The following is a 12,883-nucleotide window of genomic DNA, read 5'->3' on the forward strand; positions in this document are numbered from 1 at the left end:
CCGTCCTTCTCCCGGGTTACCCGCGTTGGTCCTTTCGGCGGATGTCGCACTCGCGGGGCGACGGCAGAATGGGTGCTGTTACCGCGTTGAGGGAGTGAGATGCACGTCGACGAGTGGCTGCAGACCATCCCGTCCGTCTGGGTCTACGTGCTCGTGGGCGCCGTCATCGGGCTGGAGAGTCTGGGCATCCCGCTCCCGGGTGAGATCGTGCTGGTGAGCGCCGCGCTGCTGTCGTCCAGAGGGGTCGTGGACCCTTTGGTCGTCGGGCTCTGCGCGAGCGGCGGCGCGATCGTGGGGGACTCCATCGGCTATCTGATCGGCCGCAAGGGCGGACGGGCGCTGTTCGACCGGCTGGGACGGCGCTTCCCCAAGCACTTCGGCCCCGCGCACATCGCCAGGGCGGAGCACATGTTCAACCGCCACGGGATGTGGGCGGTGTTCTTCGGCCGTTTCATCGCCCTGCTGCGGATCCTCGCCGGGCCACTGGCCGGGGCCCTGCACATGCCGTACTGGCGCTTCCTCGTCGCCAACGTCCTCGGCGGCGTCGCGTGGGCAGGCGGGACCACGGCCGGGGTCTACTACCTGGGTGTGGTGGCCGACAAGTGGCTCAAGGGCTTCTCCTGGGTGGGGCTGGTGGTCGCCGTCCTGGTCGGCATCGGCACCACCCTGTGGCTCAAGCGCAAGGCCGCCAAGGCCGCGAGCGAGGAGGAGACCGTGCCGGAGACCGTCAGCGCCTCGTAACGCGCCGTCCGTTTCCCGCCAGCCCTTCGGACGGCCGCACGGCCACGATGAGGGCATGACGTTCGAGATCAGGGCCATCGCGCCCGACGTGCTTGACCAGATCAGGAAGACCGACGACGCCGGGCGGAGGCCGCGCCGGATCGTCGAGGAGGAGGGCGGCAGCCCGCTGCGCTGCTGCCTGCGCCGCTCCCGGCCCGGGGAGGCGGTCCTGCTCGCGGCCTACGCGCCGCTGCGCCGCTGGGCGCTGGAGACCGGCGCCGACCCCGGGGCGTACGAGGAGGTCGGGCCGGTGTTCGTCCACGAGGAGCCGTGCGAGGGCCCCCAGGCGAAGACAGGGCCCGGCTACCCGGCGGCCATGGGCGGGCCGCGCCGGGTCTTCCGCACCTACCGCGCCGACGGTTCCATCCTGAACGGGCACCTCGTGGATGCGCACCAGTCGGCCGACCCCGTCGCGGCGTCGATCCTGCTGGAGACCCTGCTGGAGGACCCGGAGACGGCGGTGGTCCACGTGCGGGCCGTGGAGTTCGGCTGTTTCCTGTTCGAGGTGCGGCGCGGTGTGTTGGAGAATCCCACTACGAGCGACGCGCCGGTTCGTTGAGGTGAACGAAGCAGCGGCGGGAAAGGACGCCTAGCGTTCGGGCAACGGCCGGCGACGAAAGGACCCCCTCCGATGGCTGACGTGGCAGGACGATGGCAGACCCGGCTCGGTGAGCTGATCGCCGAGTACGAGGTGCCCGGCGCGACCCTGGCCTTCCTGCACGAGGGAGAGGTCCACGAGTTCGCCGCCGGGGTGCTCAACGTCGCCACCGGCGTCGAGGCGACCCCCGACTCGCTCTTCCAGATCGGCTCGATAACGAAGCTGTGGACGGCGACGCAGATCATGCTGCTGGCCGAGCAGGGGCGGGTCACCCTCGACACCCCGGTGCGGGAGATCCTGCCGGAGTTCCGGGTCGCGGACCCGGAGGTGTCCAAGACGGTCACGCTCCGGCACCTGCTGTCGCACACCTCGGGCATCGACGGCGACCTGTTCCTCGACACCGGCAGGGGCGACGACTGCCTGGAGAAGTACGTCGAGGCGTGCGCGGACCTCGCGCAGATCCACCCGCTCGGGGCCACCCACTCGTACTGCAACTCCGGCCTGTCCATCGCGGGCCGGGCGGTCGAGCGCCTGACCGGAAAGGTGTGGGACGCCGCGCTGCGCGAGCAGGTCGTCGAGCCCCTGGGCCTGACCCACACCTGGACCCTGCCGGAGGACGTCCTGCGCTTCCGCGCGGCCATGGGCCACATGGGCGGCGCGCCCGCGCCGATGTGGGGCCTGATGCGCTCGGCCGGGCCCGCCGGGCTGATCTGCGCCCGCGCCGCCGACGTCGTGGCGTTCGCCCGCGCCCACCTCGAAGGCGGCCTGCTGGCCGACCCGCAGGCGATGTGGGAGCCGCAGGTGGACGTCCCCAACCCGCACACGCTGGGCCGGCAGTGGGGGATCGGCTGGATCCTCGACGAGTGGGGCGGCCGCCGGGTGATCTCCCACGGCGGCAACACGATCGGTCAGGCGGCCATGCTCTGGGCGGTCCCCGGCACGGGCACGGTCGTGTGCGTGCTGGCCAACGGCGGCCAGACCGGCGCCTTCCAGCACGCCGTGGCCACCGAGCTGTTCGCCGACCTGCTCGGCCTGACCGTCCCGCCCGTGCTCGGCCCGCCGGCCGAGCCGTACGAGACCGACGTGGAGCGGTACGCCGGGGTTTACGAGCGGGCCGGCATGCGCATCACGATGACCGTGCGCGACGGAGCGCTCGCGACGCACATGGAGGCCACGGGCGCCCTCGCCGGCGCGCAGCCGCCCATGGACTTCGACCTCGTGCCGGTAGACGACGTCACCTTCGTCGGCCGCCCGGAGGGGCAGCCCGACTGGTGGTCGGCGGTGTTCTTCCGGCTCGCCGACGGCACGCCGTACGTCCACCTCGGCGCGCGGGCCACGCCCAGGATCGGCCGAGGCGGGGAATGAGCGCACGGCCGCGCGCCAGCCTGCGCCGGGTCCTGGAGGACCTCGGCAGCACCGTGCTCGACGTGGCCGCCTCACCCGGTGACCTCGACGCCGAGGTCACCGGGGTGCACATCTACGACCCCCTGGACGAGCCGCTGCTGCAGGAGGGGGCTCTCGTGCTCGCCGTCGGCGTGGACTCGGCCGAGCGGATCCGGGCCCTGCTCGACGCGGCCGGCCCGGCGGCCGGCATCGTCGTCAAGCGGCCGGTGGAGGTGGACGAGCCGCTCCGCGCGAAGGTCCTGGAGACCGGGGTCGCCGTGCTCGGCCTCACCCGCGCCGCCTCCTGGGCCCAGGTGGCGGCCCTGCTGCGCTCGCTACTGGCCGAGCTCCGGGGCGAAGGCGATCTCGCCGAGCCGGGAGAGCCCCCGCCGGACGGCCTGTTCTCGCTGGCCAACGCCGTGTGCGCGCTGCTGGACGCGCCGGTGACCATCGAGGACCGCTCCTCGCGCGTGCTGGCCTACTCCGAGCGGCAGGAGGAGGCCGACCCCGGGCGGGTGGCCACCGTGCTCGGCCGTCAGGTGCCGGAGCGGTATCGGCGGATGCTGGAGGAAGGCGGCGTCTTCCGCCGGCTCTACCAGAGCCGCGAGCCGATCTACATCGAACTCGACGACGAGGGGATCAACCGGGCGGCGGTGGCCGTCCGCTCGGGGGACGAGATCCTCGGCTCCATCTGGGCCGCGGTGCGCGAGCCGCTCAGCGAGCAGCGGCGGCGCGCCCTCGCCGACGCCGCCAAGATCGTCGCGTTACAGCTCCTGCGGCAGCGCGCCGGGGCCGACACCAGCAGGCGGCTGCGCGCCGACCTGCTGTCGACCGTGCTCGCCGGCGGCCGCGACGCGGCGGAGGCGGCGGGCCGTCTGGGCGTGGCGAGCGAGCGCCTGTGCGTGCTCGCGGCCCAGCTCACCGAGGAGACCTACGACGACGCCGCCCGGCTGGAGGGCGACAGGCAGCGGTTCTGCGACGCCCTCGCGCTGCACGTCGGGGCCATCCACCCCAGGGCCGCCGCCGCGCTGGTCGGCTCGGTGGCCTACGCCGTGCTGCCCCTGCAGGCCGGCGGGCAGGAGGAGACGCGGGCCGTACGCGTGGCGGAGAGCTTCCTGACCAGGGTCGGCCCCCGGCACGCGGCCAACATCGGCGTGGGGCGCCTGGCGGCCGACCTCACCGAGGTGGCCCGGTCGCGGGCCGACGCCGACCGGGCGCTGCGAGTGTTGCGCGCCAGGAGCGCCTCCGGCCAGGTGGCCGGGTATACGAGCGTGCACTTCGAGGCGTTGCTGCTCCAGCTGTCCGATCTGGTCAGGGCGGAGAAGCAGGCGCCCACCGGGCCGTACGAGCGGCTGCTCGCGTACGACGCCGAGCACGGCAGCGAGCTGGTCGCCACCCTGCGGGCCTACCTGGACGCCTTCGGCGACGTCAACGCCGCCGCCGCGCGGGTCCACGTGCACCCCAACACCTTCCGCTACCGCCTCAAGCGGCTGACCGAGATCGGCGGGCTGGACCTGGCCGACTCGGACGCGCGGCTCGGCGTCATGCTCCAGATGCGGATCTTCGGCCGATAGCACGACGAGCGCCGGAAGAACCGCTCGCGCGCTCGAAAGGCCGCACCGGTCGCCGGCGACCGCATCGTCTACCGCATTGGCGGTTCTCGCGCGTGAACGCGTTGCCCGTCTGCCCTGCCGAAAACGTGCAACCGATGGTTGCGTGAAGGGCGGCCTTCCGGATAGCCTCATGTGCAACCAAACGTTGCAGGAGGTTGACGTGGAGTTCGGCACAATCGAGCGCGAGATCTACATCGAGGCGTCGCCGGAGATCGTCTTCGAGGTGGTGAGCAGTCCCGACCACCTCAAGGAGTGGTGGCCGGACGACGCCCGGTACGAGCCGGCGCCCGGGGCGGCAGGGGAGATCGTCTTCGGTGACCGCGACGCCGGCGGGGCGGTGGTGTCGTTCACCGTCCTCGACGTGCGGCCGCCGCGGACGTTCTCGTTCCGCTGGACGCATCCGGCCGGCGAGGTGGCGGCCGAGGGCAACTCGCTGCTGGTCACCTTCGACCTGACCCCCTCAGGCGGCGGGACGCTGCTCAAGATGACCGAGTCCGGCTTCCGCGAGATGGGCTGGGAGGTCGCCGTCTTGGAGCAGCAGTACCGGGAGCACGTCACCGGCTGGGACTTCTACCTGCCGCGGCTGGTGCCGTACGTCGCGACGCTGCGGGTGCGGCCGTGAGCGTCACGGCGGCCGAGACCGTGGACGACGACCTCTGGTCGGCGATCGGAGACCCGACCCGGCGCCGGATGCTCGACCTGCTGCTCATCGATGGCGACGGCACCGCGACCTCGCTGGCCCAGCGGCTCCCGGTCACCCGTCAGGCGGTGGCCAAGCACCTCGGTGTCCTCGACCGGGCCGGTCTGGTCCGTGGGACGCCGGCGGGCCGGGAGAAGCGGTATCGGGTGGACGACGCCCAGCTCGCCCGCGCGGTGGCCCAGCTGTCGTCCGTCGGCGCGGCGTGGGACGCCCGGCTGCGGCGGATCAAGCGGATCGCCGAGGCGATCCAGCGCACCCAACAGGACTGACGAGACCAAGGAGAACCGAAGATGGCAGACATCCTGCACAGGATCGGGGTCAAGACCCCGTCGCCGGAGAAGGTGTACGACGCGCTGACGACCGTCGAGGGCCTCGCCGGCTGGTGGACCGACGACACGAAGGGGAGCGGCGACGTCGGCGGCGTGCTCGAGTTCCGGTTCCCGCCCGGCGGCTTCGACATGGAGGTCGTCGAGCTGGCTCCGTCCGAGCGGGTGGCGTGGCGGGTGGCCGACGGCCCCGAGGAATGGATCGGGACGACGATCGACTGGCACCTCCGCCAGGACGGCGACTACACGATCGTGCTGTTCACGCACCGGGGCTGGAAGGAGCCCGTGGAGTTCATGCACCACTGCAGCACCAAGTGGGCCACGTTCCTGATGAGCCTGAAGTCCCTGGTGGAGACCGGCGAGGGCGCGCCGTCGCCCCGGGACGTGCGGATCAGCGACTGGCACTGAGCCGTCCACGGGTGGCCGGCGGGCGTCAGAGCGGGATCCACTCGGTGGCGACGGTGACCTCGTCCAGCAGCGACGGGATCGGCTCGACTCCGATGCCCGGGCCGGTGGGCACGGTCAGATGCCCGTCCTCGAGCTCGAAGGGCGGTGTGATGTCGGTGCTGTAGTAGCGACGCGAGCCGGAGGTGTCGCCGGGCAGGGTGAAGCCGGGCAACGCGGCCAGCGCGACGTTGGCCGCCCGGCCGATCCCGGTCTCCAGCATGCCGCCGCACCAGACCGCCACGCCGTGGGCGCGGCACAGGTCGTGGATGCGCCGGGCTTCGAGGTAGCCGCCGACCCGGCCGGGTTTGATGTTGACGACCGAGCAGGCGCCGAGGGAGATGGCCGCCGCCGCGTGCTCGGCGGACTCGATCGACTCGTCCAGGCACACGGGGGTGCTGATCGCGGCGGCCAGCCGGGCGTGCCGGACCATGTCGTCGTCGGCCAGCGGCTGCTCGATGAGCAGCAGGCCGAACTCGTCCAGCCGCGCCAGGTGCGGGGCGTCGGCGAGGGTGTAGGCGGCGTTCGCGTCGACCTGCAGCGGCAGCTCGGGCCCGAAACGCTCGCGCACGGCGCGTACGGGCTCCAGATCCCAGCCGGGCTGGATCTTGAGCTTGATGCGGACGTAGCCCTCGTCCAGGTAGCCGGCGACGGCGTCGAGCAGTTCGGGGACGGAGTCCATGATGCCGACAGAGACCCCGGCGGCCACCCGGCTCCTCGTGGCGCCGAGGAAGCCGGCGAGCGACTGCCCGGTGGCACGCAGGTGGGCGTCCAGCACGGCCGTCTCCAGCGCGGCCTTGGCCATGCGGTGCCCCTTGATCGGGCGCAGCGCCTCGTTGACGGCGTACGGGCCGGGGTGCGAGGGCAGCGCGGGGATCAGGAAGCGGCGCAGCACGTCGGCCGCGCCTTCGGCGTACTCGGAGGAGTAGAGCGGCTGGGTCATCGCCACGCACTCGCCCCAGCCCTCGGCGTCGGGCGTGACGACGCGCAGCAGCAGCACGTCACGCCGCGTCTCGGTGCCGAAGGACGTGCGGAACGGCGCGACCAGCGGCATCGCGATCCGCCGCAGCTCGATACCAGTGATCTTGATGCCCGTGTTTGTCATATCCGTGGTTTTCATCCCCGTGGTTTTCATCCCCGTGGTTCTCATCACAGCGTGCGGCCTTCGCCGCCTCTCCCTTCGTCGCGGGCGCCCCGGCGGACGACGTAGCAGGATCTGTCGTGGAATCCGCTGACCCGCGCGCCGTCGCGCAGCAGGCCGCCGAGCACCTCGCGCAGGGCCAGCCGCCAGGCCCGGGCCGCGGCCGGATCCGTCACGCGCAGGGTCTCGATGTCCCCGGGCACGGCGACCAGCACCGTCTCGGCGTCGGTGCGGCCCCGCACGGGCCGGCCGCCGTCGTCGTCCAGTCCCGTGACCGCGTCCGGCGGGATCTCCACCGGGGAAGGCTCACGCCGTACGGCGGCGAGCACGGGCGGTGAGGTCAGGCACCAGACGGCGAGCACCCGGTCGGACTCGTCCCCGGCGTTGATCGCGTCGCCCATGCTGCCGTAGAAGGCCGGCAGGTACTCCTCGGGCCGGGCGCCGAGCTTGGCGAGGTTGAAGTGGGCGTTGCGGCGCACCAGCGGATCGTACGTCCAGGTGATCGTCTCCAGGCCCCGGTCGAGCGCCCACTTCCGCTGGTGCAGCTTCAGCGCGAAGCCGACGCCCCGCCCGGTGAGTGTCCCGGTGATGTGGGAGTGCAGCGCCCGCCGCGGCGGGGCCGCGACGAACCCGACCGACGCGCCGGCCAGCCGGTCGTGCAGGTAGGCCCCCGCGACGTAGTTGCCGGCGTGCGAGAGCGCACGCAGCATCTCCACCGTGACCGGCGCACCGCCGGGATCCGGCCGCCAGATGCCGCCGAACAGGCGGCAGACCTCCTCGAACTCCTCGATGGTGTGCAACTCGCGCAGACGCGGCTCCCGCAGGTCGGGTTCGTCAGGGCCGCTCATCCGCGCACCGCCTCGACCAGGCCCGCCAGCAGCGTCGTACGGCCCGGCATCTCGGCCACGACCACGTGCTCGTCGTCGGCGTGCGCGCCGCCGCCGACCGCGCCCAGCCCGTCCAAGGTGGGGCAGCCGGCCCCGGCGGTGAGGTTGCCGTCCGACGCGCCTCCGACGGCCGCGCCCGTGAGGGGAGCGAGCCCGAGGCCGGCGGCGACCCGCTGGGCGAGCGCGAACAGGCCGGCCGACGAGGCCGGTTCGAGCGGCGGGCGGTTCGGGCCGCCGAGAACCTCCAGGCGGGTGCCGGGCGTCCGGGGTGACAGCGCCCGCATCAGCGCGTCCACGCGGAGCTGGGCCGCGACGGTCGGCAGGCGGACGTCCACGGCCAGGCGGGCCCGTGCGGGCACGGTGTTCACGGTGGTGCCGCCGGACAGCAGCGTGGGCGTGACCGTCGTTCCGTCCAAGGTCCCGTCCGGGCCGTCCGTGGCCGCCATCGCGGCGACGGCGAGGATCTGGTGGGCGAGCTCGACTCCGGCGTTGGCCCCCTTGCCGGGGTCGAGGCCCGCGTGGGCGGCCCGGCCGTGCACCACGATCTCGTACGCCGAGATGCCCTTGCGCGCGGTCTTCAGCGCGCCGCCCTCGGCGCTCGCCTCCAGCACGAAGGCGGCGGCGCAGCCGCGCGCCGACTCCTCGACCAGGGCGCGGGAGGACGGCGACCCGACCTCCTCGTCCCCGGTGACCAGCACGCACACGCCGTCGGGCGAGGGCAGCGCGGCCAGCGCGTGGAACATCTGCACCAGCCCGGCCTTCATGTCGAACACTCCGGGCCCCCGCGCGATCCCGCCGCTGACCGACCACGGCCGCGTACGGAGGGAGCCGATCGGCCAGACCGTGTCATGGTGACCGAGCAGCAGCACGCGCGGCTCGCCGAAGCTCCACCGCAGGTGCGTCACCCCGTCGATCACGATCGTCTCGGGAGGCACGCCGAGCAGGCGGCGCCCCTGGCCGGCGACAACGGCGGCGCTGCGGGCCACCGCCTCGTGGTCGGCGGAGAACGACTCGCAGCAGACGAGCTCCTCCAGGTCCGCGAGCATGGCAGCGGCGTTCACAGCCGTCGTCACCGGGGCCTGCCCAGCTCGGCCCGGAACAGCCGCCGCACGTTGCCACCGAGGATCTTCAGGATGTCGTCGCCGGGCAGGCCACGCCGCAGCAGGGCCTCGGTGACCAGGGGCAGCCCGCGTGGCCCGTCCAGCCCGGGCAGGGCGGCGCCGGGGTCGATCCCGTCGAAGCCGAAGTCCTCACAGCACGGGGGAGTGACGTCGTGCAGCACCTCGCGGACGAAGTCGGGCCCCAGTCCCACGTGGTCGATCCCGGCGACCTCCGCGACGTGTTCGATGTGGTCCACCAGCCGGTCCACGGTGTGGCCGGCGGGGTCCTCCGCGAGGAAGACGGGGAAGAAGTTGACGCAGACGACCCCGCCGGTGGCGGCGACGCCGCGGATCTGGTCGTCGGTGAGGTTGCGGTGGTGGTCGCGCAGGGCGCGCGCGGACGAATGCGTCGCCATCACCGGGCGGCCGGCCAGCTCCAGCACGTGCTCGACCCCGCGTGCGCCCAGGTGGGAGACATCGAAGATCATGCCGAGCCGCTCCATCTCGCGTACGGCCGCCACCCCGGCATGGGTCAGCCGGCCACCGGTGGCGTCCTCGCCGCTGCCGTCCGCCAGCGGCGTGCGCCCCCAGTGGGCGATCGAGGCGACGCGTACGCCGAGCCGGTGCAGGGTGGGCAGCAGCTCGACGGAGGAGTCCAGGCCGGGCATGCTCTCCAGCGCCAGGACCAGGGCGATCACGCCGTCGTCGAGCGCCCGGTCGACCTGCGCGCCGTCCAGGCACAGCCGTACGGCGTCCGCGTTGCCCTCGGCCAGGGTGTGCGCGCACTCGATCATGCGAAGGGTCTGGCGCAGCGCGCCCTCCGGGCGGTAGCGGTCGTCGACGAAGACCGGCAGCACCTGGAGGTCGACTCCGCCGTCCCGCAACTGGGGCAGCCACCGTTCCCGGAAGAACTCCGCCCACCGGGCTGGCGAGCGTTCGGCGACCGCCATCAGCAGGTCGTTGTGCGTGTCCGCGACGACCGCGCGGTGGTGGAGGCGCTGGTGGGGATGCTGGTGGAGTTCGACTGACACGCCGCTGACGGTACGGCAGGGAGGGAGCGGGTTAATTCGTGTGGTCTCACCAAAGACCGGCGTGATGTTCGTCCGCTCGCACAAAGGCCGCACATTACTTTGTAAAGGCGGTCCGCTGAATAGGCTGACCTCGTGGCAGCGCCGTATCGGACGATCAGGGGCATCGTCGAGCACGAGATCGAGATCCGCCGTTCGCGCTTCGTCTGCGCGCTCGCCCCTGCGGCCACGGAGGAGGCCGCGCGGGAGTTCGTCGCCGAGCGCAGGCGGCTCTACGCCGACGCGACCCACAACTGCTCGGCGTACGTCGTCGGCGAGAGCGTGCGCAGGGCGGACGACGACGGGGAGCCCGGCGGCACGGCCGGCACGCCGATGCTGGAGATGCTCACCCGGCGCGGCTTCGCCGACGTGGCCGCCGTCGTCACGCGCTACTTCGGCGGGGTGCTGCTGGGCGCGGGCGGCCTCGCGCGGGCGTACGGCGGCGCGGTGGGGGAGACGCTCGACCGGGCGGAGGTGGTCGAGATGGTTCCCGCGGCGGTCGTGACCGTGTCGGTCGGCCATGCCCAGGCCGGGAGGCTGGAAAGCGACCTGCGCGCCTCGCCGTACGCGCTGCGCGGTGTGGACTACGGCGCGCGGGTCGCCTTCGAGGTGGCGGTGGCCGAGGACCGGCTGCCCGTCTTCGAGGAGTGGATCGCGGCGGTCACCGCCGGGCGGGCCGTGACCGCGCTCGGCGGCACCGTCCACCTCGCCCGCTGACTGGCCGCTGTTGGGCAGGCCGCCGTACCAGGCGCCCCCAGTAAACGGGACGACCAGGCCGAAACCTTCGTCAGTCGAAACCGGTCAAGAGGGATGACCACCCCGTGAGTCATCGAGGCTGGTGGGGCGGTTTCGTGGCCTTCCAGGGTGCCGTCGCGGATCTACTCGCGTTCCATCCCCGACGGTGGCGTCGGCGTACGGCCCGGACATTTGTTCAAGACGCCGGCGCGCGCCGGCGGCGACTGTAGGCCCATGACTGTTTCCCTGGGGTTCGACGACCCTGCTGCTTCGACGACGCCGGCCTGCGGTCCCCGCACCGGCAGGTTGATGTGAACAGGGCGGCACGGCGCCGGCGGCGCCTCTTGATCGCCTCGGCTGTCCTTGTCGTCGCCGCCGGGTTGCTTCTCGTGAACGCGGAGGTGGTGACGCGGCAGAGCGCCGAGGCCAGTGGGAATCCGACCCTGCCCCTCAGCGGCGGGAACATCTACGTGCGCCAGGACGGCCCCCCCGATGCCCCGGCACTCGTATTGATCCACGGACTCGCCGCGTCGACCCGCTCGTGGGACGCGCTCGTTCCGCTGCTGACCAAGTCCCATCGCGTCATCAGAATCGACCTGCTCGGGCACGGCAGGTCGGCCAAACCGGCCGGCGGTGGCTACGGGATGCCGGAGCAGGGACGCCGGGTCGGTGAGGCCATGGACCGGCTCGGGGTCAAGCGCGCCGTAGTGGTCGGCCATTCCACCGGTGGCGCGGTCGCCACCGCGCTCGCCGAGCAACGCCCCGACCTGGTGACCTCGCTCGTGCTCATCGACACCGCGCCCAGTCTGGACGCCTTCATCTCAAGCGGCTTCGTCGGCGGGCTCTTGTCCGACCCCGTCATCGGGCAGCTGCTGTGGCGGCTTCGGACCGACAGCCTGATCCGCCAGGCCGCGAGCACCGCGTTCAGCCGCCCCGGCTACCAGGTCCCGCAGGCGGTTGTGGACGACGCGCGCGGCATGACCTACCACGCGTTCATCGCGACATCGCAGGACGGCGACGACTATGTGAAGCAGCGCACGCTCCCCGACCGGCTGATTCCCCTCGGCAAGCCGCTGCTGGTGATCTTCGGCGAGGAGGACCGGAGATGGCGATCCTCCTCCGCAGCCGAATACCGCGCTGTTCCGGGCGCGAAAGTGGAGTTGCTGCCCGGTGTCGGGCACTCGCCCATCATGGAGGATCCGCCGCGGACCGCCGCGCTTCTTCTGGCCTTCACCGCGAGCCACACCACCCAGGCGCACTGAACAAGACGACGCTGAGGAGCCCGGCCGGACCGGCCCGCGGTGCGGGTGGATCCGGCCGGTGTGCTCCGCCGTACGTGTTGCCCGACACACTTCGCAAAGACAGGGAGATCGCGATGCCACACACCAGTTCGGACATCTACTGGGAGGAACACGGCCAGGGCCCTGTGACACTTGTCATGTTGCCAGGGTTCGGCGCCTCGGCTGATCTCATGACCGGAATCGTTCGGCACCTGAGCGGGTTCCGCGTCTTGATCTTCGACTTGCCCGGACATGGTCAGTCCGTACGGGCGCCGGCGGACGGGAGACTGTCCACGCTGGCCGCGACCCTGCACGACGCGATCAACGACGCGGGCGTCGACGACTACTGCCTCGCCGGATTTTCCCTCGGCGGTGCGATCGCGGTGCGTATCGCGCTCGACTACCCGGATGAGGTGCGTGCGCTGGTTGGTGTTGTGCCGTGGAACGCTGCGGGGACGACTGCCGGGGACGAGGTGATCGCCGGCTTCGATGCCGCATACGGCGATGCCGAGGCCCTCGCGCAAGCAGTGGCGGCGATCTCCTTGGACCCGTCGAAGACCTCGGGTCTGACGAACAGCATGCTTACCGTCACCGAACAGATGTGGCACGGCTGGCTGGCCGGCGGTGCGCTGACAAGCCAGGCCGACGAGCTGTCTGAGATACGCGTACCGAGCTGCACATACTCGGCGGGAAGGACGTCCTCGTGGATCAAGCCAAGCAGCTGGACGACGTGCGGCGCATCCCCGGAAGCCGTGCGGTCCTGCTGAGCGACCTTGGACACCTGTGTGGTCTCGAGATGCCCGACGTCGTCGCGAACGAGATCTCGAAC

The 12,883-nt window shown here is 72.2% G+C and carries 14 protein-coding genes; 10 read left to right on the top strand and 4 right to left on the bottom strand.

The window, feature by feature from the left end; translation table 11 throughout:
• The first annotated feature begins 99 nt into the window (after nucleotides 1–99).
• The 7 genes from HHX35_RS31540 to HHX35_RS31570 all read left to right on the top strand — a co-directional run bounded on the left by HHX35_RS31540 (nucleotide 100) and on the right by HHX35_RS31570 (nucleotide 5,808).
• Complete coding sequence (locus HHX35_RS31540) at nucleotides 100–741, top strand: DedA family protein (RefSeq protein ID WP_076435912.1); 642 nt, start codon at nucleotides 100–102, stop codon at nucleotides 739–741.
• Nucleotides 742–796: 55 nt separating this feature from the next.
• Nucleotides 797–1,339, top strand: a complete 543-nt coding sequence (locus HHX35_RS31545) for a DUF1203 domain-containing protein (RefSeq protein ID WP_182902300.1) — start codon at nucleotides 797–799, stop codon at nucleotides 1,337–1,339.
• Between the two features lie 72 nt (nucleotides 1,340–1,411).
• The gene (locus tag HHX35_RS31550; RefSeq protein WP_182902301.1) at nucleotides 1,412–2,743 is read left to right on the top strand and encodes a serine hydrolase; all 1,332 of its coding nucleotides are present in this window, start codon (nucleotides 1,412–1,414) and stop codon (nucleotides 2,741–2,743) included.
• Nucleotides 2,740–4,335, top strand: coding sequence for a helix-turn-helix domain-containing protein (locus HHX35_RS31555; protein ID WP_182902302.1), 1,596 nt, complete (start codon nucleotides 2,740–2,742; stop codon nucleotides 4,333–4,335). The genes HHX35_RS31550 and HHX35_RS31555 overlap by 4 nt, the downstream gene beginning before the upstream one ends.
• 199 nt (nucleotides 4,336–4,534) lie before the next feature.
• Nucleotides 4,535–4,996: an SRPBCC family protein gene (locus tag HHX35_RS31560; protein ID WP_182902303.1), complete on the top strand. Its 462-nt coding sequence runs from the start codon at nucleotides 4,535–4,537 to the stop codon at nucleotides 4,994–4,996.
• The gene (locus tag HHX35_RS31565) at nucleotides 4,993–5,343 is read left to right on the top strand and encodes a metalloregulator ArsR/SmtB family transcription factor (RefSeq protein ID WP_182902304.1); all 351 of its coding nucleotides are present in this window, start codon (nucleotides 4,993–4,995) and stop codon (nucleotides 5,341–5,343) included. Before HHX35_RS31560 ends, HHX35_RS31565 begins: the two co-directional genes overlap by 4 nt.
• A gap of 21 nt (nucleotides 5,344–5,364) precedes the next feature.
• The gene (locus HHX35_RS31570) at nucleotides 5,365–5,808 is read left to right on the top strand and encodes an SRPBCC domain-containing protein (protein ID WP_182902305.1); all 444 of its coding nucleotides are present in this window, start codon (nucleotides 5,365–5,367) and stop codon (nucleotides 5,806–5,808) included.
• Between the two features lie 25 nt (nucleotides 5,809–5,833).
• Here HHX35_RS31570 and menC read toward each other — a convergent pair whose 3' ends face one another.
• From menC to HHX35_RS31590, 4 genes are read right to left on the bottom strand one after another with little or no spacing between them, the layout of a single operon-like run.
• Nucleotides 5,834–6,934, bottom strand: a complete 1,101-nt coding sequence (menC, locus tag HHX35_RS31575; protein ID WP_182902379.1) for an o-succinylbenzoate synthase — start codon at nucleotides 6,932–6,934, stop codon at nucleotides 5,834–5,836.
• Between the two features lie 59 nt (nucleotides 6,935–6,993).
• The gene (locus HHX35_RS31580; protein WP_182902306.1) at nucleotides 6,994–7,833 is read right to left on the bottom strand and encodes a GNAT family N-acetyltransferase; all 840 of its coding nucleotides are present in this window, start codon (nucleotides 7,831–7,833) and stop codon (nucleotides 6,994–6,996) included.
• Nucleotides 7,830–8,945, bottom strand: a complete 1,116-nt coding sequence (locus HHX35_RS31585; RefSeq protein WP_310739426.1) for a M20 family metallopeptidase — start codon at nucleotides 8,943–8,945, stop codon at nucleotides 7,830–7,832. Before HHX35_RS31585 ends, HHX35_RS31580 begins: the two co-directional genes overlap by 4 nt.
• Entirely contained in the window at nucleotides 8,942–10,003 is a 1,062-nt protein-coding gene (locus tag HHX35_RS31590) for a membrane dipeptidase (RefSeq protein ID WP_310739427.1), read from the bottom strand. The genes HHX35_RS31585 and HHX35_RS31590 overlap by 4 nt, the downstream gene beginning before the upstream one ends.
• 132 nt (nucleotides 10,004–10,135) lie before the next feature.
• Here HHX35_RS31590 and HHX35_RS31595 point away from each other — a divergent pair, with 132 nt between their 5' ends.
• The 3 genes from HHX35_RS31595 (at nucleotide 10,136) to HHX35_RS31605 (ending at nucleotide 12,821) form a co-directional block, all read left to right on the top strand.
• Nucleotides 10,136–10,756, top strand: coding sequence for a YigZ family protein (locus HHX35_RS31595; protein ID WP_182902307.1), 621 nt, complete (start codon nucleotides 10,136–10,138; stop codon nucleotides 10,754–10,756).
• Nucleotides 10,757–11,163: 407 nt separating this feature from the next.
• Nucleotides 11,164–12,036, top strand: a complete 873-nt coding sequence (locus HHX35_RS31600) for an alpha/beta fold hydrolase (protein ID WP_310739428.1) — start codon at nucleotides 11,164–11,166, stop codon at nucleotides 12,034–12,036.
• Between the two features lie 113 nt (nucleotides 12,037–12,149).
• Nucleotides 12,150–12,821, top strand: a complete 672-nt coding sequence (locus HHX35_RS31605) for an alpha/beta fold hydrolase (RefSeq protein WP_182902309.1) — start codon at nucleotides 12,150–12,152, stop codon at nucleotides 12,819–12,821.
• The last annotated feature ends 62 nt before the right edge of the window (nucleotides 12,822–12,883 follow it).

It is taken from the genome of Microbispora sp. H10830, from assembly GCF_014161375.1.
GTDB lineage: Bacteria > Actinomycetota > Actinomycetes > Streptosporangiales > Streptosporangiaceae > Microbispora > Microbispora catharanthi.